The 22,436-nt window shown below is 70.2% G+C and carries 18 protein-coding genes; 12 read left to right on the forward strand and 6 right to left on the reverse strand.

The window, feature by feature from the left end; genetic code table 11:
- Positions 1–399: 399 nt before the first annotated feature.
- Positions 400–1,893, reverse strand: a complete 1,494-nt coding sequence (locus tag HDA40_RS35290) for an aminopeptidase P family protein (RefSeq protein ID WP_253762186.1) — start codon at positions 1,891–1,893, stop codon at positions 400–402.
- Positions 1,894–2,026: 133 nt separating this feature from the next.
- Here HDA40_RS35290 and asnB point away from each other — a divergent pair, with 133 nt between their 5' ends.
- A complete protein-coding gene (gene asnB / locus HDA40_RS35295; RefSeq protein WP_253762188.1) occupies positions 2,027–3,970 on the forward strand; it encodes an asparagine synthase (glutamine-hydrolyzing) in 1,944 nt (647 codons plus the stop codon).
- A 6-nt stretch (positions 3,971–3,976) separates the two neighbouring features.
- Entirely contained in the window at positions 3,977–4,921 is a 945-nt protein-coding gene (locus HDA40_RS35300; protein WP_253762190.1) for a PfkB family carbohydrate kinase, read from the forward strand.
- Positions 4,922–5,014: 93 nt separating this feature from the next.
- On the opposite strand, the gene HDA40_RS35305 is transcribed toward HDA40_RS35300, so the two are convergent.
- Positions 5,015–5,890, reverse strand: coding sequence for an MBL fold metallo-hydrolase (locus HDA40_RS35305; protein WP_253762192.1), 876 nt, complete (start codon positions 5,888–5,890; stop codon positions 5,015–5,017).
- Positions 5,887–6,333, reverse strand: coding sequence for a thioesterase family protein (locus HDA40_RS35310; protein ID WP_253762194.1), 447 nt, complete (start codon positions 6,331–6,333; stop codon positions 5,887–5,889). The genes HDA40_RS35305 and HDA40_RS35310 overlap by 4 nt, the downstream gene beginning before the upstream one ends.
- 120 nt (positions 6,334–6,453) lie before the next feature.
- Between HDA40_RS35310 and HDA40_RS35315 the strand changes: the two genes are divergently transcribed.
- Positions 6,454–7,668 (forward strand): acyltransferase family protein, encoded by a 1,215-nt coding sequence (locus tag HDA40_RS35315; protein ID WP_253762195.1) that lies wholly within the window; start codon positions 6,454–6,456, stop codon positions 7,666–7,668.
- A gap of 39 nt (positions 7,669–7,707) precedes the next feature.
- Entirely contained in the window at positions 7,708–9,183 is a 1,476-nt protein-coding gene (locus tag HDA40_RS35320) for a replication-associated recombination protein A (protein ID WP_372503073.1), read from the forward strand.
- Here the strand turns inward: HDA40_RS35320 and HDA40_RS35325 are convergent.
- Positions 9,145–10,392: a hypothetical protein gene (locus tag HDA40_RS35325; RefSeq protein WP_253763975.1), complete on the reverse strand. Its 1,248-nt coding sequence runs from the start codon at positions 10,390–10,392 to the stop codon at positions 9,145–9,147. The genes HDA40_RS35320 and HDA40_RS35325 overlap by 39 nt on opposite strands.
- Positions 10,393–11,358: 966 nt before the next feature.
- Between HDA40_RS35325 and HDA40_RS35330 the strand changes: the two genes are divergently transcribed.
- From HDA40_RS35330 to HDA40_RS35360, 7 genes are all read left to right on the forward strand, one after another.
- Complete coding sequence (locus tag HDA40_RS35330) at positions 11,359–12,135, forward strand: hypothetical protein (RefSeq protein WP_253763976.1); 777 nt, start codon at positions 11,359–11,361, stop codon at positions 12,133–12,135.
- 88 nt (positions 12,136–12,223) lie between these two features.
- Positions 12,224–12,679 carry a DUF948 domain-containing protein gene (locus HDA40_RS35335; protein WP_253762196.1) on the forward strand — a complete coding sequence of 152 codons (456 nt, stop codon included), beginning with the start codon at positions 12,224–12,226 and terminating at the stop codon, positions 12,677–12,679.
- A 2-nt stretch (positions 12,680–12,681) separates the two neighbouring features.
- The gene (locus HDA40_RS35340; protein WP_253762198.1) at positions 12,682–13,008 is read left to right on the forward strand and encodes a hypothetical protein; all 327 of its coding nucleotides are present in this window, start codon (positions 12,682–12,684) and stop codon (positions 13,006–13,008) included.
- Positions 13,005–15,689 carry an alanine--tRNA ligase gene (gene alaS, locus HDA40_RS35345; protein ID WP_253762199.1) on the forward strand — a complete coding sequence of 895 codons (2,685 nt, stop codon included), beginning with the start codon at positions 13,005–13,007 and terminating at the stop codon, positions 15,687–15,689. Before HDA40_RS35340 ends, alaS begins: the two co-directional genes overlap by 4 nt.
- Complete coding sequence (ruvX, locus tag HDA40_RS35350) at positions 15,686–16,183, forward strand: Holliday junction resolvase RuvX (protein ID WP_253762200.1); 498 nt, start codon at positions 15,686–15,688, stop codon at positions 16,181–16,183. Before alaS ends, ruvX begins: the two co-directional genes overlap by 4 nt.
- Positions 16,180–17,964: an endolytic transglycosylase MltG gene (gene mltG, locus HDA40_RS35355; protein WP_253762202.1), complete on the forward strand. Its 1,785-nt coding sequence runs from the start codon at positions 16,180–16,182 to the stop codon at positions 17,962–17,964. Before ruvX ends, mltG begins: the two co-directional genes overlap by 4 nt.
- 126 nt (positions 17,965–18,090) lie before the next feature.
- Positions 18,091–18,447, forward strand: a complete 357-nt coding sequence (locus HDA40_RS35360; protein WP_253762204.1) for a hypothetical protein — start codon at positions 18,091–18,093, stop codon at positions 18,445–18,447.
- 57 nt (positions 18,448–18,504) lie between these two features.
- Here HDA40_RS35360 and HDA40_RS35365 read toward each other — a convergent pair whose 3' ends face one another.
- Positions 18,505–19,065, reverse strand: a complete 561-nt coding sequence (locus tag HDA40_RS35365) for a peptidoglycan-binding domain-containing protein (protein WP_253762206.1) — start codon at positions 19,063–19,065, stop codon at positions 18,505–18,507.
- Positions 19,066–19,152: 87 nt separating this feature from the next.
- Here HDA40_RS35365 and HDA40_RS35370 point away from each other — a divergent pair, with 87 nt between their 5' ends.
- Positions 19,153–19,968, forward strand: a complete 816-nt coding sequence (locus HDA40_RS35370; RefSeq protein WP_253762207.1) for a shikimate dehydrogenase — start codon at positions 19,153–19,155, stop codon at positions 19,966–19,968.
- Between the two features lie 109 nt (positions 19,969–20,077).
- On the opposite strand, the gene HDA40_RS35375 is transcribed toward HDA40_RS35370, so the two are convergent.
- Positions 20,078–22,426 (reverse strand): ATP-binding cassette domain-containing protein, encoded by a 2,349-nt coding sequence (locus HDA40_RS35375; RefSeq protein WP_253763926.1) that lies wholly within the window; start codon positions 22,424–22,426, stop codon positions 20,078–20,080.
- Between the last annotated feature and the right edge of the window lie 10 nt (positions 22,427–22,436).

A 22,436-nucleotide genomic window follows, 5' to 3' on the forward strand; every position in this document is an offset into this window, starting at 1 on the left:
AGGACGGTCTTACAGGATGTGGAAGACGGCGCAAAGGGCCGAGTAGACGGTGACGCCGGTCCCCAGGCCGCGATCACTCTACGTGAGCTGCGTCGGACATTACGTGACAAGACACGCGCATCGGGTGTTCTTCGCCGTGGTCCGGACAGCCGACCGCCGCCGGAGACCTGACGTCACGGCGGCGGGCGGCGGTCAAGTGTTTATCCGCCGATGTGGATCCACACCGGGCCGATCTGCAGTAGCTGGCCCAGACCCACGAACAGTCCGATGAACACGCGAAACACCCCCCACACCTTGAGTGCCTTCGGGTTTGAGCCTAGGCACTTCATCGATGGTGTGGAGGGCGTTTGCGAAAGAAGTTCGCGCAGGGAGGTACGCGTACTCCCTTGTCGTGGTTGGTCAGGCGGGCAGGCGCGGCCCGGCCTCACGCTGCTCGGCCAGCCAGGTCTCGACCTCGGCGCTGGTCCGGGGCAGCCCGGCGGACAGGTTGACGCAGCCCTCGGCGGTCACCAGGACGTCGTCCTCGATGCGTACGCCGACGCCGCGCAGCTCTTCGGGCACCAGTTCGTCCTCGGCCTGGAAGTACAGCCCGGGTTCGACCGTCAGTACGTAGCCCTCGTTCAGCTCGCCCTTGTTGTAGTGCTCCTTGCGGGCGTTGGCGCAGTCGTGCACGTCGATGCCGAGCATGTGGCCGAAGCCGTGCAGCGTCCACCGGCGGTAGAGCATCGAGTCCTTGTCCATCGCCTCCTCCACCGACACGGGCAGGATGCCCAGGTCGTGCAGGCCCTCGGCGAGCACTCGCATGCACGTGGTGTGCACGTCCTCGAACTTCACGCCCGGCTTGATGAAGTCCATGCCGGCCTGCTGCGAGGCATACACCACGTCGTAGACCTGCTTCTGCAACGGCGTGAATTGGCCGCTCACCGGCACCGTCCGGGTCACGTCGGCGGTGTAGAGGTTGCGGTTCTCCACGCCCATGTCCATGAGCAGCAGATCGCCCGGCCGCGTACGCCCGTCGTTGCGGATCCAGTGCAGGATCGTGGCGTGGGCGCCGTTGCCGACGATCGACGAGTAGCCGACGTCGTTGCCGTCGTGCCGGGCACGCAGCCCGAACACGCCCTCGATGAGCCGTTCGGAGACCGCCCGGTCGGCGGGCAGGATGCGCGCGACGTCCTCGAAGCCGCGCACGGTCGCGTCGATGGCGTCCTGCAGCTGAGCGATCTCCCACGCCTCCTTGACCAGCTTGTGCTCGGAGATCGTCCAAGCCAGCTCCTGGTCCCGGTCGAGGTCGGCCGTGCTCCACGGCAGTACGCCGGCGTCGACGCCCGGGTCGAAACCGCGCAGCACGCGGGAGCCCTTGGCGGTCAGCCCGGCCAGCACCTCGGGCAGATCGGCCAGGTTCGCCGTCTTGACCCCGAGTTCGGCTTCCTTCTCGGCCAGCGTGTGCCGGCGGCCGATCCACAGCTCGCCGTACATCCGGTCCTTGAAGAACTCGTCGGTGTCGCGCGGCGAGCGCGGCCGGACGAACAGCGTGGCCTCGCCGTCGGGGCGGACGACCAGCACGCTCTCCGGGTCGAACTCGCCCGTGAGGTAGAAGAAGTCGCTGCCCGGCCGGTAGTTGTATCCGGTGTCGTTGGCCCGGACCTTCTCGTGGCCGCTCGGGATCACGAGCGTCTCGCCCGGGAACGCGGCGGCCAGCCGCGCGCGGCGGGCGGCATAGTTCGGCGCCCCGTCGGTCCCGGTCACCGCCAGCTCCGCGTCCCGCCATCCGGTCCGCATGAACTCGAGGAACTTCTCCGGGTACGCCGGGTCGTGGGTCTGCTGGGTCTTGGTCTTCCCGTTGCCTGCCTCGGTGTCGGCGGCTTCCGGGGTGGCCTGGTCGGCCTCGGTCATGGTGATGTACCTCCCTGTGGTGTTCACCTGGCCTCGACCCTACCCGGATCATGAACACCGCATAATCGCCGACCGGATGTCTCGCCCCGGGGGTTGGCCCGCGCGCGATCATCCGCGTGACAAGATGGTGGCCATGTGCGGGATCCTTGCCTTCTTCAGCGCCACCGGCGACGCGTACCGGCACGAGCAGTCCCTGGCCGGGGCGCTCGAGTGCCTGCATCACCGGGGCCCCGACGAGACCGGCCTGGAACTGGTCGGCGCGGACGCGATCTTCGCCCACAAGCGGCTGTCGATCATCGATGTGGCGCTCTCCCATGAGCCCATCCACTACCTCAACGGCCGTTATGTCCTGACTTTCAACGGTGAGATCTACAACTACCTGGAGCTGCGCGAGGAGCTGGCCCGGGAGTTCGGCGCCGAGTTCGCCACCAACGGCGACGGCGAGGCGGTCGTCGCGGGGTTCCACTACTGGGGCGAGGCGGTTCTCGACCGGCTGCGGGGCATGTTCGCCTTCGTCATCTGGGACCGGCAGGAGCAGCGCGCGTTCGGCGCCCGCGACCCGTTCGGCATCAAGCCGATGCACTACCTGACCACCCCGGACGGGCTCTACCTGGCCAGCGAGAAGAAGGCGCTGCTGCCGTTCGCCCCGTCGGCCGAGGCCGGCGACAACGGGGTCGACACGGCCAACCTGTCGCACTACCTGACCCTGCAATACGTGCCGGAGCCTCGCACCCTGCACAAGGGCATCGCGCGGATCGGCTCGGGCGAGTGCCTGTCGTGGTCGGCCGCCGAGGGTGTGCGTACCCGGCGCTACTACCAGCCGACCTTCCGGCCCACCCCGACCGACAACCCCGAGGCCCTGTACGCGCGGATCCGCGAGACGCTGCGGGAGAGCGTACGCATGCACATGCGCTCGGACGTGCCGGTCGGCGCGTTCCTGTCCAGCGGCATCGACTCGACCGCGGTGGTGGCGCTGGCCCGGGAGTTCAACCCGAACATCCTGACCTTCACGGTCGGCTACGACGTCGACGGCTACTCCGAGATCGACGTCGCCCAGGACTCCGCCCGCCACCTCGACGTCACCACCATCCCGACCAAGATCGGGCCGGCCGAGATGATGGAGGCGCTGCCGAAGATCGTCTGGCACCTGGACGACCCGGTCGCCGACCCCGCGCTCGTACCGCTCTACTTCGTCGCCAAGAAGGCCGCCGAGCACGTCACGGTCGTCCTGTCCGGCGAGGGCGCCGACGAGTTCTTCGGCGGTTACACGATCTACCGGGAGCCGCTGTCCCTGGCGATGGTCAACGACCTGCCCGACCCGCTGCAGAAGGGTCTGCGCGCGGTCTCCAAGGTCATCCCGCAGGGCGTCAAGGGCAAGAGCTTCCTGGAGCGCGGCACGACCCCGATCGAGGCCCGCTACTACGGCAACGCCCGGATGTTCAACGAGGCCGAGAAGCAGAAGCTGCTGCGCCGGTACGACCCTTCGGTGCGCTACACCGACGTCACCGCGCCGATCTACGCCGAGGTCCCCGACCTCGACGACGTGACCACGATGCAGTACGTCGACCTCTACACCTGGCTGCGCGGCGACATCCTCGTCAAGGCCGACCGCATGTCCATGGCGCACTCGCTCGAACTGCGGGTGCCGTTCCTGGACAAGGAGGTCTTCAACGTGGCCTCGATCATCCCGGTCGACCTGAAGCTGCCGCCGCGGTCCGAGCAGACCAAGTTCGCGATGCGCCAGGCCCTGCAGCAGGTGGTGCCGCCGGCCATCGTCAGCCGGAAGAAGCTGGGCTTCCCGGTGCCCACCCGCGTGTGGCTGGCGGGCGAGATGTACGAGTGGGCGCGGCATGTCATGGCCAGCTCCGGCGCGGGCGAGCTGCTCGATCTGGCGTACGCCGACAAGCTGCTCCAGGAGCACAAGGCGGGCACCGCCGACCACTCGCGCAAGATCTGGACCGTGCTGGTCTTCTGCATCTGGCACGCCATCTTCGTGGACCGCACCCTCGATCCCGGGATCGCCCGGAACCAGTCGGCACTGCTCACCAAGCCGGTCGTCGGGTCCATGGTCTCCTGAGCCGTGATGCCCCCCTCGGCGGTCGTACTCGGTGAAGCACTCATAGATCTCCTGGAACAGCCGGACGGAAGTTTCCGTCCGGCTGTGGGCGGCGCGCCCCTCAACGTCGCCGTCGGCCTGGCCCGGCTCGGCACGCCCACCCGGCTCGTCACCGGGGTGGGCACCGATCCGTTCGCGGCCACCATCCTCGGTCTGCTGTCGGCGTCCGGGGTCTCGCTGGCCTCGGTCGCTGAGGTGACCGGACCGAGCCCGCTCGCCGTGGCGAGCTTCCAGGGCGCGGAGCCGTCGTTCTCCTTCTACGGCTCGCTGCCGATCCCGGCGCTCGACGCGGCGATCGTCGCCGAGGCGCCGGTCGTCTATTGTGGATCGATCGCGCTGCTGACGCCGTTTGTGGACGTCGCCCGGGCCGCCTGGGCGATCCCCGGCCCGCAGCGGATCTTCGACCCGAACCTGCGGCCCTTCCTGCTCGCCTCGTCCGGCGTCGACCGCGTACGCGAGATCGTGGAGGAGTTCGCGGCATCGGCCGACGTCCTGAAACTGTCCGACGCCGACGCCCGGTTGCTCTATCCGCACCTTTCACCGGTATCGACCGCGTTGCGGCTGCGGTCGCTCGGCGCGCGTACGGTCGTGGTGACGCTGGGCGCGGGCGGGGCGGTGCTACTGCGCCCGGACCGGGGTGCGCGTCCGTCGGCGATGGCCGACAGTGCGATCCACTCCACCGACACGGTCATCGGCCTGCGTACGCACCCGGGAGCGGTGGTCGACACCACCGGCTGCGGCGACTCCGTGTCGGCCGCCCTGATGCACTGCCTCGCGTCCGGGCTGCCGGACGAGGACGCCGCCTGGATCTCGGCCGTGCAGTTCGCGCTCCGTGTCGCCGCGTACGTGGCCGCCCGGCCGGGCGGCGCGGTCGCGATGCCGCCGCTCGCCGAGATCCCCGTCCCCCTCTGACCTCCGCCCGCTTAACGTGCAGATCAGGGATATGCGGCCTTCCCCGGCTCGTTTTGGCCTGCGTAACCGTGATCCGCTGCCATACGGGGGGAGCTAGTGGGTGTTCGAGGGCTGCTCTAGTTCCTCATAGCCGCGGACGACCGCGAGCTGGGCCTCTTTCAGGCCCCGATCGCCGAACCGGGCCAGCGTGGTGTTCCGGGCGACCTTGAGCGGGTCCCCGCCATCGCCGTGGGCTTCGCGGATGAGCCAGGAGAGCTGGCTGAGTTCACTGTGCTGCGCCTGGGCGAAGTCCGGCCCGACGACCGCACCGTGACCGGGCACGACCCGAGTCTGCGGGCCGAGCCGAGTCAGCAGGGCGGCCAGCGTGTCCGGCCACGAGATCGGGTACGAGTCGCCGAATCCCGGCGGCGCGCCTTCCTCGACCAGGTCGCCCGCGACGACCACGTCCACGTCCGGCACCTCGGCCACGAGGTCGCCGATCGTGTGGCCGCGCCCGAGGTGCCGAAGGACCACGACCCGGCCGCCCACGTCCAGGCTCGTCACATTGTGGACGATCTGATCCGGCGGCCGGATCACACACTGGCCGAGCGCGTCGGCGAAGGCGGGATCCTGCGGAAGCAGCTCCTCGTACCACTGTCGCTGAAGCACCGGCCCCTGATCGCGCAGCAGCGCGGCGGCCTCCACGTGGGCCCAGATCGGAGCGTCCTGCGGCGGCCGCCCGCCACCGGTCCCGGCCGCCACGACGGCGTTGCCGAACGCGTGGTCGTAATGATGGTGGGTGTTGACGACGGTCAGCGGGTCACCGGTGATTCCGCGTACGGCGGCCAGCAGTTCCTTGGCCTGGCCGTCGTGGGACAGCGTGTCGATCAGCAGTGCCTGGCCGTCGCCGACGATCAGCGTCACGTTGACGTTCACGATCGGCTCGACCGCGACCAGGACCCGGTCCGCGATCTCGGTGAACGTGATCATCCGGCCGCCCCGCCGGAAGCCGTCGCCCCGCCGGAAGAGGGAGCCGGTCCGTCGAGGGCGTCGGTCGCCTTGGCGATGAAGCGTTGCCGGTCGACCAGGATCCGCTCCACCCGGCCGTCGGCCACGACCAGATCCTCGTCGCGTACGGTGATGTCGAAGATCAGCCGTCGACCGTCCACCTTGACCAGTAGGGCCTGGGCGACGACGGTGCGGCCCACCGCGGTCGGCGAACGGTGATCCAGCTCGGCGCGTACGCCGACAGTCGTCGCGTCGGACGGCATGTGCCGCGCGGTCGCGGCGACGGTGGCCGCTTCCGCCAGGGCCAGCACCCGCGGCGTGCCGAGCACCGGCACGTCGCCGGAGCCGAGGGCCTGTGCGGTGTCGGCGTCTGAGACGCGAAGCTGCACCTGGGCGGTCAGTCCGGCGGCCAGGGAGTGCTCCATGCGCTCACTCTAGGCAACGAAGCCGACTCGGGCCACTCTCCCGCATAATTCCCACATTCGCGGGGGAAGGTGGGCGACTCCGATATGACCGACTGAGGAGATTCGCCTATGCTCGGCACGATGCGGTCGCAGGAGATGGCACCCCCGGCGCACGCCGCGCCTCCGGCACAAGTGACACCCGAAGCACGCGAAGCGATACCCGAAGCGCGACAAGTCTCAGCCTCCGCTCGGCAGACGCTACCGGCACGGCCGGAAGCGCCGGCGGACAGCTCCCCGGAAGATCGCCGACCTGCGAACAAGCCCCGGCTGCGAATCCTGGACGGGCTGCGGCTGCTGGCCGCGCTGGCCGTGGTGGGCTGGCATCTGATCGCCGCGCCGACCGCCGGCTGGGCCGAGGCCGGCGTACGCGACTTCGGGCCGTTCGCGGCGGTCGCCAAGTACGGCTGGCTCGGCGTCGAGCTGTTCTTCCTCATCTCCGGCTTCGTCATCTGCCTGAGCAGCTGGGGTCGGCGGGTCGGCGACTTCGCGGCCTCCCGCGTCATGCGCCTCTATCCCGCGTACTGGCTGGCCGTGCTGGCCTCGGCGGCGGTGCTGGCGCTGTTCGGCGCGCGGGAGGTGACCTGGCCGCAGACGGCGGCGAACCTGACGATGCTCCAGAACCCGCTGGGAGTCGCCGATGTGGACCCGTCGTACTGGACCCTCGCCGTGGAGCTGCGGTTCTATCTGCTCTTCGCGATCGTGGTGGCGCTCGGCGTGACGTATCGCCGGGTCGTCTACTTCTGCGTCATCTGGCTGGCCGTCTCGGTCTTCGTCTCCGGCCAGCCGTGGCTGGCCTGGCTGATCTCGGCCGAGAACGTGCCGTACTTCGTGGCGGGCATGGCGTTGTTCCTGGTCCACCGGTTCGGTGGGACGCCGCTGCTCTGGGGTATCGTGACCGCGAGCTGGCTGGTCGCGCTCTACCGGGTGGACTCCCACCTCACCGCCGCACTCGGCGAGCACGGATCCGACGAGTGGATTCCCGCCGCCCTGATCGTCACCGGGTTCTTCGCGCTGATGAGCCTGATCGCGGCCGGCTTCGGCAGCCGGATCAGCCGGCCCTGGCTGGTCACCGCGGGGGCGTTGACCTATCCGCTCTATCTGCTGCATCAGACGCTGGGCGTGACCGTGATCGGCGGACTGCGCGGGCACGTCCCCGGCTGGCTGATCCTGATCGCCCTAGTCACTGGGCTGCTGGGGCTGGCCTGGCTGGTGCATCGTTACGTCGAGCGACCGGTCGCGGCCTGGCTCAAGCGGGCCGCCGCGTCCTCCCTGGTAGCGATGCGCACCGCTCGCTGAGCGCGAGGAACGTCGGTTACGGGGAGTATCCTTCTGCCGATGGAATCCCAGCCCGCGGAGATGGACGGCCTCTTCGCCATCCCCACGACGCCCGGCTCCGGCGGCCCTTTCGCCGGTTTCGCCGAGCCCGGCCCGGACGCGCCGCTGGCCGTCCGGATGCGGCCGGCGAGCGTCGACGAGTTGGTGGGACAAGGTCATCTGCTGGCGGCCGGGGCCCCGCTGCGCCGGCTCGTGGGCGGTGGCGCCCCGATGTCGGTGATCCTCTGGGGTCCGCCCGGCAGCGGCAAGACCACGATCGCGCACCTCGTCGCGCGGGCGAGCGAACGGCACTTCGTCGCCATGTCCGCGCTGACCGCCGGAGTCAAGGACGTCCGGGCCGAGATCGACGCCGCTCGCGCCCGCCGTCGCCGGGGCGGCCCGGCCACCGTCCTGTTCCTCGACGAGGTGCACCGCTTCTCCAAGGCACAGCAGGACTCGCTGCTCGCGGCGGTCGAGGACCGCACGATCACCTTGCTCGCCGCCACCACGGAGAACCCCTACTTCTCGGTCATCTCGCCGCTGCTCTCCCGCTGCGTACTGCTCACGCTCAAACCCTTGGACGACGACGGCGTCCGCGGCCTGGTGCGGCGCGCGACCACCGACGAGCGCGGCCTGGGCGGGGCCGTCACGCTCGCGTCCGATGCCGAAGATCATCTGGTACGCCTGGCAGGCGGTGACGTCCGTAAAGCGCTGACGGCGCTGGAGGCGGCGGCCGGGTCGGCCGCGGAACTCGGCGTGTCCGAGATCGACCTGGCCGTCGCCGAGAAGGCGGTAGATACCGCGGCCCTGCGCTACGACCGGGCCGGCGACGAGCACTACGACGTGGTGAGCGCGTTCATCAAGAGCATGCGTGGCTCGGACGTCGACGCCGCGCTGCACTATCTGGCCCGGATGCTCGTCGCGGGGGAGGATGCCCGGTTCATCGCCCGGCGCATGGTCATCTTCGCCTCCGAGGACGTCGGGATGGCCGATCCGACGGCGCTGATGGTGGCGACCGCCGCCGCCAACGCGGTCGAATACGTCGGTCTGCCGGAGGTGACGCTCAACCTGTCGCAGGCGGTGATCCACCTGGCCACCGCGCCGAAGTCGAACTCGGCCACCACCGCGATCGGCAAGGCGATGGCCGACGTACGCGCGGGCCAGGCGGGCAGCGTGCCGAAACACCTGCGCGACGCCCACTATCGCGGGGCGGCCGGGCTCGGGCACGGAGCCGGCTACCGCTATCCGCACGACGATCCCCGGGGTGTGGTGACCCAGCAATACGCCCCGGACGCGATCGCCCGGACCGACTACTACGAGCCGACCGACCACGGCGCGGAGCGCGCCGTCGCCGCCCGGCTGCCCAAACTCCGTTCGGTGGTACGCGGTGTCCCGCTGCCGCCGTCCGACCGGCACAATGGCGCGAATGCCGGTTCGGGTGCCGAACCGGGCCAGACCTCAGCTGACCGAGAACCGGAGAAGGGGGAGGGTCGGTAGATGGCGCGCGACGCGGAGCGACCCGACGACGGCCGAGGCCGTCGCAAAGGCCGCGGCGGTGGCGAGCCGCAGGAGGTGCCCCAGGAGGAGACCGGCTGGCTCGACGACCTGCGGCACGCCAAGGAGGCGAAGGCCGACATCGGCCCAGGCGGCACTCCCGGCGGCCCCAGCGAGAAGACCCGCGGCGGCTCCGGCGACTCCCGGTGGGCCGCGTTGCGGGGCGAGTCGGGTTCCGGCTCCGCTGGATCGCCGTCGGCCGCACCGCCCGCCACCGGACCGTCGCCCGCCGGACCGCCGACGACCGGCCCCGCCCCCAGCGGCCCGGCCCAGGCGATGCCCGGATCTCCGATCGCCCGTCGCCGGGCCGAGGACACGCCTCCGCCTCCGCCGGCCGGTCGGCGCCGCGCTGACGAGCCGGGCGGCGAGCCCACCTTCGGCGGCGGACGCCGTCGAGCCGACGATGACGCCGGTGAGCCGACCTTCGGCGGGGGTCGCCGTCGCGGGGACGAGCCGTCCGGCGACGTGATGGCCGGTCGGCGACGAGCCGAGGAACCGGTGTCCGGTGGGCATCGCCGCGACGACGAACCGCCTGGTGAACCGACCTTCGGCGGAGGTCGCCGACGCGGGGACGAGCCGTCCGGCGACGTGATGGCCGGACGACGCCGGGCCGACGAGCCGACCGGTGGCTTCCGCCGGGGCGACGAGCCGTCTGGCGACGTCATGGCCGGTGGGCGCCGACGCGCTGAGGACCCCCCACCGCCCCCGGCCGGCCGCAGGCGCGCCGAGGACACTCCTCCTGCTCCACCTCCGCCGCCGGCGGGCGGTCGACGCCGCGCCGACGAACCGGCGGACGAACCGACGTTCGGCGGTGGCCGCCGTCGAGCCGCAGAGCCGGCGGAACCGCCCCGGACCGGCCATCGGCGCGACGAGCCTCCGACGCCCCCGTCCGGTCCACTGTCGACTTCCGGCGTACGCGCCGAGCCGCCCGCTGACGGACCGCAGGGGGCAGCCGGTGCACCGCCGGCCGGTCGCAGATCCGGCGGGCTGGGCGACCGTTTCGTGCCGCTGGGTCGCCGCGACGCCTCCGGTCCCGCGGAGTCCCCGAGCGGGCGAGGCGGCCCGGTTTCCGGCAGCCCGGCGGCGCCGGGTGTCGGCCCGGTCGCACCGGGTCGTGGCGGCGTACCTGGTGGACCGCGCGGGGCGGAGCATCCGCGCGACGGCGAGCCCGGCGGTCGCGGAGCCGGCCCCGGCGCGTCCGGGGCTCCCGGCCGAGGCGGCCCCGCCGCCGGTACGCCCGGCGGCCGTCCCATTTCCGGACCCGGTGGCGGACTCGGCACTCCGCCCGGCAGCGCGCCTCCGCCGGTCGCCGGTCGCGGCGGCGCTCCGGCCGGTCCCGGTGGTCCCGGTGCTGGTGGCGGCCTTGGTAGTCCGGTCGCGCCCGGTCGTGGTGGCGTACCTGGTGGGCCGCGTGGTCCCCGCGACGGCGAGCCCGGTGGGCCTGGTCGCGGTGGTGCTCCGGGTGGTCCCGGTGCTGGTGGTGGACTTGGTAGCCCCGTTGCTCCGGGGCGTGGTGGCGTACCCGCTGGGCGGGACGGCGAGCCGGGCGGACCCGGTCGCCCCGGTGCTGGTGGCGGTCTTGGTAGCCCCGTTGCTCCGGGGCGTGGCGGCGTGCCCGGTGGGCGGGACGGCGAGCCCGGTGGGCCTGGTCGCGGTGGTGCTCCGGGTGGTCCCGGTGCTGGTGGACTTGGTAGCCCCGTTGCTCCGGGGCGTGGTGGCGTACCCGCTGGTGGACCCGGGAGCCCCGTCGCTCCTGGACGTGGCGGCGTGCCCGGTGGGCCGCGTGGCCCGCGTGACGGTGAGCCCGGCGGGCCTGGACGCGCGGGCATGGGCGGCCCAGCCGCACCGGTACGCCCCGGCGGTCCCGGCACCGGCGTTCCGGGCCCCGGTGGACCCGCTGGTGGCGGGCCCGGTGTCGGGGGTCCTGGCGTGGGCGGCCCGGCCGGCCCCGGCCGTGGACCTGACCGGCCCGGCGACTCACCACCCGGCCGGATGGCGGCGGGGCTGGGGACGGGCGCACCCCCGGCACCGGCGATGCCGGGCGGACCCGGCCCGGCGATGCCCCCGGGAGGAATGCCTCCGGGAGGAATGCCTCCGGGAGGAATGCCCTCAGGTGGGATGCCACCTGGAGCGATGCCGCCCGGCGGGATGCCGCCCGGGATGGGGCCTGGCCCCGGCGGCCCGAACCGGCCCGGCGGACCCGACGACTTCCCCGGGCTCGACGGACCGCCGCGTCCGCGGTCGCCGCGGTCCGGCCTGCAGGCCGGGGTCGGCGCGTTCAAGGACGCCCGCTCGGAGCTGCGCAAGCGGATGCGCGAGCGGCAGCGCCTGCGGATGCTCACGCTCATGGCGGTCGTCGTCACCGTGCTCGGCGCGCTGCCGCTGTACCTGCTGGTGCAGGCGGCGACCCGGGACCCGGTGTTCACCTCGCTCGACGCGCTCAAGGTCCCGGCCTGGGCCGCGACCAGCCACGCCGACGAGGTCGACGGGAGCCGGTGGTGCGTCATCGAATGCCGCTACCGCGAACGGGACGTCGCCTCGCAGAAGTCGCCGGACGAGACCAACACCGCCTACGTCAAGGCCTTGCAGGACGCCGGATGGCAGCGCTGGAAGGTGCCGGACTGCCCGATGCAGGCGGCCGGGGTCACAGTGGAGGGCCACTACACCTGCTGGCGCAAGGACGAGTACACACTCGACCTTTGGGTAAGGAACAAGCCGTGTCCCGACGAGTTGCTGCGCAACCGGCCGACGGTCGGCCCGTCGGGATCGACGGCCGCCTCACCAGGGACGCAGGACTGCAACGGTTCGCTGGTGTCGTTCAAGGTCTATAACGCCATCGCGGACGACCGGCTCAACCGGACCGGCACCGACGCGACCACGTCTCCCGGCGGCTAGCCGCCTCCAGATCAGCGGGGCGCAAGGGGCGCAACGCGGCCGAAAAGGTAAGGTCTGCACGTCGGGCTGAGTCGAGGGAGGCCGCGCCATGCGTGGTTGGGAGATCGCGGCGTTGGTCGCCGCGGGGGCGTTCGCGGTGCTGATGCTCGCATTGGTCGTGCCCGTGCTGCGGCTGCGGCACACCATCGACGCCGCGACGCAGACCCTGAAAGACGTTCAGGTGCGCACCGGCCCGCTGCTCGACGAGGTGCACGGCACGGTGGACAACGTGAACACCGCGCTCGGCCAGGTGCAGGTCACCCTGGATGGGGTGAACGTGCAGCTCGCCCGGGTCGACACCATGACGCAGCACGCCCAGGCCGCCACCGCCAACGTGGCCAACCTGGTCGGCGTCGTCTCGGCGGCCGCGTCGAGCCCGCTGGTCAAGGCGGCGGCGTTCAGCTACGGCCTGCGCCGCGCCAACTCCGCGCGCCGCCAGGCCGACGACGAGAAGGCGGTACGCGCGACGCTCAAGGCGCAGCGCAAGGCCGCGAGGGGACGGTAGAGGTGAAGCGGCTGCTCTGGCTGGGCGCGGGGCTGGCCATCGGGGCCTTGGTCGTACGCGCGGTGAGCAAGCGCATGCAGCGGCTGACGCCCGGTGGCATCGCCGAGAGTGTGTCCTCCTCGATCGGTGGGATCGGCGAGACGATGCGCGAATTCGTGGAGGACGTCCGCGACGGCATGGCCGAGCGGGAGGATGAGATACATCGGGCCTTCGCCGACGGCGTGGCGCTCGACGACACCACGGCCCTGCCCTGGGCCCGTGGCGTCGGGGAGAAGTTCTACTCGAGCCAGTATTTCAGAGAACAGCAGGAAGGTGACACAAGCCGATGAGAACCGCCGAGGTCAAGCGCCGGTTCCTGGCCCACTTCGAGGCGAACGGTCACACGGTGGTGCCCAGCGCTCCGTTACCCGCCATCGACGACCCGAACCTGTTGTTCATCAACGCCGGCATGGTGCAGTTCGTGCCGTACTTCCTCGGCCAGCAGTCCGCGCCGTTCAAGCGCGCCGTCAGCGTCCAGAAGTGCATCCGGACGCCGGACATCGACGAGGTCGGCAAGACCAGCCGGCACGGCACGTTCTTCCAGATGAACGGGAACTTCTCGTTCGGGGACTACTTCAAGGCCGAGGCGATCAAGCTGTCGTGGGAGCTGATCACCAACCCGATCGAGTCCGGCGGGTTCGGCATCGACCCGGAGAAGATCTGGGCGACGGTCTACCTCGACGACGACGAGTCCATCGAATACTGGCGCAACGTCGGGCTGCCGGCTGAGCGGATCGTCCGCCGGGGCAAGGCCGACAACTTCTGGTCGATGGGCATCCCCGGTCCGTGCGGCCCCTGCTCGGAGATCTACGTCGACCGCGGCCCGGCGTACGGGCAGGAGGGCGGCCCCGCCGTCGACGAGGACCGCTACATGGAGATCTGGAACAACGTCTTCATGCAGTTCGAGCGCGGTCCGGGCACGGACAAGGAGAACTACCCGATCCTGGGCGAGCTGCCGGCGAAGAACATCGACACCGGCATGGGCCTGGAGCGGATGGCCTCGATCATGCAGGGCGTCGACAACCTCTACGAGATCGACGAGGTCCGCCCGCTGATCGACAAGGCGTGCGAGATGACCGGCAAGCGGTACAACGTCACGCATACGCACACGGCCAGCGAGTCGCACCCCGACGACGTCCGGCTGCGCGTCATCGCCGACCACGTCCGCACCGCGCTGATGCTGATCGGCGACGGCGTCACGCCGTCCAACGAGGGCCGGGGCTACGTGCTGCGCCGGATCATGCGGCGGTCCATCCGGGCGATGCGCCTGCTGGGCTGGCAGGAGCAGGCCCTGCCGCAGCTGCTGCCGGTGGCGCGGGACTGCATGGCCCCGTCCTACCCCGAGCTGGCCACCGACTTCGAGCGCATCTCGCAGTACGCGTACGCGGAGGAGGACGCGTTCCTGTCGACCCTGCGGGCCGGCACGACGATCCTCGACACCGCGATCGCGGAGACGAAGCAGGCCAGCGGCGCGACCCTGGCCGGGGACAAGGCGTTCCAGCTGCACGACACCTACGGCTTCCCGATCGACCTGACCCTGGAGATCGCGGCCGAGCAGGGCCTGTCGGTGGACACCGACGGCTTCCGGGCGCTGATGGCCGAGCAGCGTAAGCGGGCCAAGGCCGACGCCCAGGCCCGCAAGACCGGCCACGCCGACCTGTCGGCGTACCGGGGTTCGCTGGAGGCCGGCGGCGAGGTTCAGTTCACCGGATACGCCGAGATCGCCCGCGAGTCGCGCGTACGCAGTCTGCTGACGCCGACTGGTGAGGCGTTGACGGTGGCCGGCGAGGGCGACCTGATCGAGCTGGTGCTCGACACGACTCCGTTCTACGCCGAGGGCGGCGGCCAGCAGGCAGACACCGGGTTCATCACGGTCGGCTCAGGCCGGGTGCAGGTGCTGGACGTGCAGAAGCCGATCCCGGGCCTGATCGTCCACAAGGTCAAGGTGCTGTCCGGCGAGGTCCGGGCAGGTGAGGCCGGGTTCGCCGAGATCGACATCACCCGCCGCAAGGCGATCTCCCGGGCGCACACGGCGACTCACCTGGTGCACCAGACGATGCGCAACTTCCTCGGCGAGGCGGCGACCCAGGCCGGGTCGCTCAACGCGCCGGGCCGGCTCCGGTTCGACTTCAACACGCCGGGCGCGGTCCCGGGCAGCGTGCTGGTCGACGTCGAGCAGAAGATCAACGAGGTCCTGTTGGAGGATCTGGAGGTCCGGGCGTTCCTGACCTCGCAGGCCGAGGCGCGGGCGATGGGCGCGATGGCGTTGTTCGGCGAGAAGTACGGCGATGTCGTGCGGGTCGTCGAGGTCGGCGAGTACGCGCGGGAGCTGTGCGGTGGTACGCACACCGAGCGCTCCGGCCAGCTGGGCCTGGTGAAGATCCTCTCCGAGTCGTCCATCGGCTCCGGCGTACGCCGGGTGGAGGCGCTGGTCGGCCTGGACGCGTTCAGCTACCTGGCCAAGGAGCACCTGCTGGTGTCGCGGCTGGCAGAGCTGTACCGGGTGCCGAACGACCAGGTCGCCGACCGGGTCGAGCAGACGGTGGCGCAGCTGCGCGACGCCGAGCGCGAACTGGAGAAGATGCGGGCGCAGATGGTGCTGGCCGGGGCGGCGTCCCTGGCGGGCGCGGCGACCGACCTCGGCGGGATCGCGTTCGTCGGCACCGAGGCCCCTGAGGGCGCCGGCGCCAACGACGTACGCACCCTGGCCCAGGAGGTCCGCGGCAAGATCGCGGCCGATCGTCCCGGCGTGGTCGCTGTGGCGGCCCGCGCCAACGGCAAGGCGTCGCTGATCGTCGCGGTCAACGGGGCCGCCCGCGCTCGGGGCTTGGACGCGTCGGCACTGGTCAAGGGTGCGCTGTCGGGCCGCGGCGGCGGCAACGCCGACCTCGCCCAGGGCGGTGGCCTGCCCGCCGAGGAGGCGCCGAAGCTGCTGGCCGCCGTCGAGAACGCGGTACGGCAGGCCGCGTGACTTCTCCGTGGGTCCGGGGCGTACGCCTCGGCATCGACGTGGGTTCGGTACGCGTCGGGGTCGCCAAGTGCGACCCCGACGGCATTCTCGCCACCCCCCTCATCACCCTCGCCCGGGATTCCTCGGTCGACGTCTCGGTCCTCGACTTGGCCGGGATCCGGTCCGCCACTGTGGGCGTACCGGCTGATATCGCGGAGATCGCGCGTCTCGTGACTGAACATGACAGCGTAGAGGTTGTCGTGGGTTTACCAGTCAATCTTGCGGGCATGGAAGGTCCGGCCGCGAAAAAGGTTCGCGAATATGTCCGGGTTCTTGCCGAAGCCATCGCTCCTGTCCCAATTGTCATGGCGGACGAGAGGATGTCAACCGTTACGGCAGCCCGTAGGCTCTCCGATCGAGGCGTGAAGGGAAAACGCCAGCGAGCCGTCGTGGATCAGGCGGCCGCCGTAGAGATCCTGCAGCACTACCTGGAGAGTCGACGGAGGCAAGGATGATCGACGACCTGAACCTCGATTTCGAGGATCATGATCGCGGTCGTGGCCGGCGCCGACGGACCGAGCGCTGGGACAGCGGCGCCGAGCACCGCCGGCAGGACGCGAGTCAAGACCAGTGGCAGCAGCAGGGTGGTTGGGCTGGTTCCGGCGCACAAGCGCGTGGTGGTCATGAGCCCCGGTACGACAGCGACCCCCGCTACGACAGCGATCCCCGGTACGACACGGGAACGCAGCGCGGCTACGACCCCCGCTACGACCAGGATCCGCGCTATGCGCCGGATCCGCGATACGCGCCAGACCCCCGTCAGGACACGGGAACGCAGCGTGGTTACGACCCGCGCTACGCGCAGGACCCCCGCTATGACACCGGTACGCAGCCCGGCTACGCGCAGGATCCCCGTTACGACACCGGTTCGCAGCCCGGCTACGACCCCCGTTACGACAGCGAACCCCGGTACGAGCCCGACCCCCGCTACGACACCGGTTCCCGGGCGTACCGCAAACTCGACGACCGGTACGACACCGGTTCCCGGCGCGGCGGGTTCCTCGAGGAGGGTTACGACGGGGACGGCCCCGGCCTCCTGCCCGGCGGCGGCGACTATCGCGACGATGACGACGGCGGCAAACGCCGTCCACGCAAGACCAAGAAGAAGCGGCGCGGCCGCAGCTTCCTCGCCCTCTTCATGACGCTGCTCCTGCTGGGCGCGCTCGGCGGCGGCGCCTACCTGGCGTACGACAAGGTCGCGGGCTACTTCCTGACGCCGGACTACGACGGCGCGGGCACCACCGAGACGGTGATGATCGAGGTCAAGGACGGCCAACTGCTCGGCGATATCGCCAACACGCTGGTGGCTGCAGACGTCGTGAAGAGCTACAAGGCATTCGTCTCGGCCGCCGAGGAGGACCCGAAGGCCAAGAACATCCAGGCCGGGTTCTACAACATGCACAAGCAGATGAGCGGCAAGGCCGCCGTCGCCGCGATGCTGGATCCCAAGACGCGCAACGTCAAGGGTGTCACCATCACCGAGGGCATGATCACGATCCAGATCTACGAGAAGCTCTCCAAGGAACTCGGCATCCCGGTGGAGGACTTCAAGAAGGCCGCGGCCAATCCCAAGAAGTTCATCCCGGACTGGTGGTTCAAGCGGCTGGACGGCAAGGGCGTCGCCACCGGCGTCAGCGCCATCGAGGGCTTCCTGTTCCCCGCGACCTACGAATTCCCGCCGAAGGTCACTGCGGAACAGGCCATCAAGATCATGACCGACCACTTCCTGAAGGTGACCGGGGACATGGGCTTCGCCGATGCGGCGAAGGCGCTCGGGCTGTCGCCCTACGAGGCGCTCATCTCCGCCTCGATCGGCCAAGCGGAGGTCGTCAAACCCGCGGACTACCCCAAGGTCTCGCGCGTGCTCTACAACCGCGTCTACAAGCCCGGCTTCGACTGCAAGTGCCTGCAGATCGACAGCGCGGTCAACTACTGGCTTCGGGTCAGCGGCAAGGTGCCGAAGGACTCCAGCCAGATCCTCGCCGGCGAGCAGCACAACCCGAAGGATCCGTACAACACCTTCGACGCGCCGAAGTTCTCCGGGATGCCGATCGGTCCGATCAGTAACCCGGGCGAGGAGGCGCTGAAGGGTGCGATCCATCCGGCGTCCGGGGCATGGGTCTTCTTCGTGACGATCGACAAGCAAGGCACCATGGGGTACGCCACGACCTGGAACGGCCACTGCCAAAACATCAACACAGCTATCAAGAACGGTCTACAACTCGAGAAGTGCTAGCTCGTCCTTGACGAATCCAGGCCCGGCCGCGATGCGGCCGGGCCTTCGTCGTTCCGGCTGCCCTCATGGAATGCGATATGTCGATACACTGATGCGGACATTGATCGCCCAAACGGGGAGGACGACATGATCAAAAGGCTGTGGGCTGCTCGCGTCGGATCGGTGATGGCGGTTGCGACGCTCGCCGTCGCTTTCGCCGCCGTTCCAGCCCAGGCGCTGGAGGTGACGTTTAGCACGACGGGTGCGTCGGGGCGTGCCATCTACATCGCGAACGGTGCGTGGACCCTCCGGGCCACCGACACGCTGACCGACGGGCACTGCGCCCGTTTCCAGCGGCGGCTTATCGGCTCGTCGACCTGGGAGTGGACGGGGGAGAGCAGTTGCTCCGGCACCGATGAGTGGGTGGGGTCGGGTTTCAACGGCTACGACTACCGCATCTGCCGGACCGGCGTGCTCAACTGCTCGGCCGCGAAGAGCCTATGACCTGACGTATCGAACGAGCCCGGCTGTGGCGCGGCCGGGCTCGTTCGTGCTCTCAGCTCAGCAGTAGTCGGGGGCCGAGTTGTACGTGGCGTACCAGGAACCCTGGCCGCCGGTCTGATTCAGGATCACGTACGCGTTCGTGTAGGTGGACGCGCCAAGGCGACGCATCAGATACACCGTGTGAACCTTGCCGGTGTACCAGACGCTCCACTCGCCTTCGCCGTACGGGGCCGTCAGGAACGTGTTGGCCTTGGCGAAGGTGTTGGTTCCGACGACGCCGTCTGCGGACAGGTTGTGGTCGCGCTGCCAGTTCTTGGTGGTCTGGGTCGTGTTCGGCCCGAAATCGCAGTCGACGTCGGCTACGTCATACGCCGTGCCGTCGGTCTCCTTCGTGCCGTCGGCCCAGAGAATCCACTGCCAGAGCAGCGTCGCCCCACTGAAACGATGCGAGCTGGACGAGATGGTGCCCTCGTCGCCCCAGTCGTCGCGCAGCACCCCCGCGCCGGCGATGAAGCCTTCCGAGGTGTTGGCCTGCGCGGGCACCGCGATCGTCAGGCTGGCGGCGATGGCCACCGCCGAGGTGACGGCCAGCAGGACGCGTTTTGTACGATTCCCCATGTCGTTCCTCCCGTGGTTACCGGCCCGGGAATCGGAACCAGTGATGAATGAGAATACGGAAATCCACGGTTTCGTAGGGGGCGCCGAATGTCAGCCCAGCGCAGGGCCGCCGTGCTCGGTCAGCCGATCGAGCACTCGCTGTCCCCGGTGATCCACAACGCCGGGTACGCCGCCGCCGGGCTCGGCGGGTGGGCGTACGAGCGGATCGAATGCTCGATCGATCGCCTGCCGGGGCTGATCGCGGGGCTGGGGCCGGAGTGGGCCGGCCTGTCGCTGACCATGCCGCTCAAGGAGGCCGGACTGGCGGTGGCCGACGAGGTCGCCTCGACCGCCGCTGCGCTCGGCGCCTGCAACACCCTGGTACGCCTGCCGTCCGGCGGCTGGCGTGCCGAGAACACCGACGCGCCCGGGATGGTGGACGCGTTGGGCTGGGCCGGTGTCACGAGCGCGCAGCGGGTCGCGATCCTCGGGGCCGGCGGCACCGCGCGGGCGGCGCTGGCCGCGGCAGGTGAGTTGAAGGCGGCCGTGATCGAGGTGCACGCCCGGCGCGCGGCTGCGGTCGACGAGCTTCGGCCGGTCGCCGAACTGCTCGGCCTCCCCGACCTCGCGTACGCACCCTGGCCGTCGCCGGCCCGGGTCGCCGAGGCTGACGTCGTGGTCTCGACACTGCCGTTCGGAGTCGCCGACGACCTGGTCGTGCCGTGGCGGCCGGAGACGGTCGTGTTCGACGCGGTCTACAAGCCTTGGCCGACCCCGTTGGCGGGATCGGCCGCGGCGGCGGGCTGCCGGATCGTGTCCGGCCTCGACCTGCTGCTGGCCCAGGCGGTGCATCAGTTCGAGATGTTCACCGGGGTGAGCGCACCCGTCGACGCAATGCGGACAGCTCTCTTCGCCTCCGCCTAGCGCGCTCGCTCGGCCCGCTTGGGCAGCGCGCTTGGGCGCTGGATCAGGGATCTCGGTCGAATCATGGCGCAAGATACGACCCGGATCCCTGATCCAGCGCCCTCCGCGGTCAGCCCTTGACGTACGCGGCGAGGTGCTCGCCGGTCAGGGTCGCGGGCTTCTTGACGAGGTCGGCGGGAGTGCCCTCGAAGACGACCTGGCCGCCGTCGTGCCCCGCTCCCGGGCCGAGGTCGATGATCCAGTCGGCGTGGGCCATCACGGCCTGGTGGTGCTCGATGACGATCACCGACTTGCCGGAGTCCACCAGCCGGTCGAGCAGCCCGAGCAGGTGCTCCACGTCGGCGAGGTGCAAACCGTTGGTCGGCTCGTCGAGCACGTAGACGCCGCCCTTCTCGGCCATGTGCACCGCGAGCTTGAGGCGCTGCCGTTCGCCGCCGGACAGGGTGGTCAACGGTTGGCCCAGGCTGAGGTAGCCGAGTCCGACGTCGGCGAGCCGGTCGAGGATCGCGTGCGCCGCCGGCGTACGCGCGTCGCCGGAGCCGAAGAACTCCTCGGCCTCGGTCACCGGCATCGCCAGCACCTCGCTGATGTCGCGCCCGCCGAGGCGGTATTCGAGGACCGCGGCCTGGAACCGCTTGCCCTCGCACTCCTCGCAGACCGTCGAGACCTGAGCCATGATGCCGAGGTCGGTGTAGATGACCCCGGCGCCGTTGCAGGCCGGGCAGGCGCCTTCGGAGTTGGCGCTGAACAGGGCGGGCTTGACGCCGTTGGCTTTGGCGAACGCCTTGCGGATCGGGTCGAGCAGGCCGGTGTAGGTCGCGGGATTGCTGCGCCGCGAGCCCCGGATGCCGGCCTGATCGACGCTCACCACACCATCGAGTTTGGACACCGAACCGTGGATCAGGGAACTCTTCCCCGAACCCGCCACGCCGGTCACCACGACGAGTACGCCCAACGGGATGTCGACGTCCACGTCCCGGAGGTTGTGCGTACCGGCGCCGCGGATCTCCAGCTTGCCGGACGGCTTGCGTACCTTGGCCTTCAGCGAGGCCCGGTCGTCGAGGTGCCGGCCGGTCAGCGTCCCGCTGCCACGCAGACCTTCGACCGTGCCCTCGAACATCACCTCGCCACCGGCCGAGCCGGCGCCGGGACCGAGGTCGACGACGTGGTCGGCGATCGCGATCGCCTCCGGCTTGTGCTCCACGACCAGCACCGTGTTGCCCTTGTCGCGCAACCGCCGGAGCAGGCCATTCATCCGCTGGATGTCGTGCGGGTGCAGGCCGATGGTGGGCTCGTCGAAGACGTAGGTGACGTCGGTGAGCGACGAACCGAGGTGCCGGATCATCTTCGTCCGCTGCGCCTCGCCGCCCGACAGCGTGCCGGACGGCCGGTCCAGGGAGAGATAACCGAGCCCGATCTCCACGAACGAGTCCAGCGTCTGCTGCAACGCCGTCAGCAGGGGAGCGACCGAGGGCTCGTCGAGACCGCGTACCCAGTCGGAGAGGTCGCTGATCTGCATCGCGCAAGCCTCGGCGATGTTGATGCCCGCGACCTTCGACGACCGGGCCGGGGCGGCCAGGCGGGTCCCCTCGCACTCCGGGCAGGTCGTGAAGGTGACGGCCCGCTCGACGAAGGCTCGGATGTGCGGCTGCAGGGCGTCGACGTCCTTGGAGAGGAACGACTTCTGGATCTTCGGGATCAGGCCCTCGTAGGTGAGGTTGATGCCGTCGACCTTGATCTTCGTCGGCTCCTTGTGGAGCAGGTCGTGCAGCTCCTTCTGGGTGAACTTCTTGATCGGCTTGTCCGGGTCGAAGAAGCCGGAACCGCGGTAGATCCGTCCGTACCACCCGTCCATGCTGTAGCCGGGGATGGTCAGCGCGCCCTCGTTGAGCGACTTCGCCTCGTCGTAGAGCGCCGTCAGGTCGAAGTCGCTGACCGAGCCCATGCCCTCACACCGTGGGCACATGCCGCCGGTGCTGGTCCGGGAGAACGTCTCGGTCTTGCCCTCGCCGCGCTCGACGGTGATCGCACCGGTGCCGCTGACCGAGGGGACGTTGAACGAGTACGCGTTCGGCGAGCCGATGTGCGGTACGCCGAGCCGGCTGAACAGGATGCGCAGCATCGCGTTGGCGTCGGTCGCGGTGCCGACCGTCGAGCGGACGTTGGCGCCCATCCGCTCCTGGTCGACGATGATGGCCGTGGTCAGCCCGTCGAGGACGTCCACCTCCGGCCGGGACAGCGTCGGCATGAAGCCCTGGACGAAGGCGCTGTAGGTCTCGTTGATCATCCGCTGTGACTCGGCGGCGATCGTGTCGAACACCAGCGAACTCTTGCCCGAGCCGGACACGCCCGTGAACACGGTCAACCGGCGTTTGGGGATCTCGATGCTGACGTCCTTGAGATTGTTCTCGCGTGCCCCGTGCACACGGATCAAGTCATGGCTGTCGGCAGCGTGCATCGTCACTCCG

This window comes from Hamadaea flava (assembly GCF_024172085.1).
Lineage (GTDB): Bacteria > Actinomycetota > Actinomycetes > Mycobacteriales > Micromonosporaceae > Hamadaea > Hamadaea flava.

Excerpts from the sequence above, each read along its gene's own strand:
- HDA40_RS35365 (WP_253762206.1), bottom strand. The coding sequence starts at position 19,065 with ATGGGGAATCGTACAAAACGCGTCCTGCTGGCCGTCACCTCGGCGGTG.
- HDA40_RS35370 (WP_253762207.1), top strand. The coding sequence starts at position 19,153 with ATGTCAGCCCAGCGCAGGGCCGCCGTGCTCGGTCAGCCGATCGAGCAC.
- HDA40_RS35360 (WP_253762204.1), top strand. The coding sequence starts at position 18,091 with ATGATCAAAAGGCTGTGGGCTGCTCGCGTCGGATCGGTGATGGCGGTT.
- HDA40_RS35330 (WP_253763976.1), top strand. The coding sequence starts at position 11,359 with ATGCCACCTGGAGCGATGCCGCCCGGCGGGATGCCGCCCGGGATGGGG.
- alaS (WP_253762199.1), top strand. The coding sequence starts at position 13,005 with ATGAGAACCGCCGAGGTCAAGCGCCGGTTCCTGGCCCACTTCGAGGCG.
- HDA40_RS35315 (WP_253762195.1), top strand. The coding sequence starts at position 6,454 with ATGCGGTCGCAGGAGATGGCACCCCCGGCGCACGCCGCGCCTCCGGCA.
- HDA40_RS35300 (WP_253762190.1), top strand. The coding sequence starts at position 3,977 with ATGCCCCCCTCGGCGGTCGTACTCGGTGAAGCACTCATAGATCTCCTG.
- HDA40_RS35290 (WP_253762186.1), bottom strand. The coding sequence starts at position 1,893 with ATGACCGAGGCCGACCAGGCCACCCCGGAAGCCGCCGACACCGAGGCA.
- HDA40_RS35310 (WP_253762194.1), bottom strand. The coding sequence starts at position 6,333 with ATGGAGCACTCCCTGGCCGCCGGACTGACCGCCCAGGTGCAGCTTCGC.
- HDA40_RS35375 (WP_253763926.1), bottom strand. The coding sequence starts at position 22,426 with ATGCACGCTGCCGACAGCCATGACTTGATCCGTGTGCACGGGGCACGC.
- HDA40_RS35320 (WP_372503073.1), top strand. The coding sequence starts at position 7,708 with ATGGAATCCCAGCCCGCGGAGATGGACGGCCTCTTCGCCATCCCCACG.
- HDA40_RS35335 (WP_253762196.1), top strand. The coding sequence starts at position 12,224 with ATGCGTGGTTGGGAGATCGCGGCGTTGGTCGCCGCGGGGGCGTTCGCG.
- mltG (WP_253762202.1), top strand. The coding sequence starts at position 16,180 with ATGATCGACGACCTGAACCTCGATTTCGAGGATCATGATCGCGGTCGT.
- asnB (WP_253762188.1), top strand. The coding sequence starts at position 2,027 with ATGTGCGGGATCCTTGCCTTCTTCAGCGCCACCGGCGACGCGTACCGG.
- HDA40_RS35305 (WP_253762192.1), bottom strand. The coding sequence starts at position 5,890 with ATGATCACGTTCACCGAGATCGCGGACCGGGTCCTGGTCGCGGTCGAG.
- HDA40_RS35325 (WP_253763975.1), bottom strand. The coding sequence starts at position 10,392 with ATGCTCCGCCCCGCGCGGTCCACCAGGTACGCCGCCACGACCCGGTGC.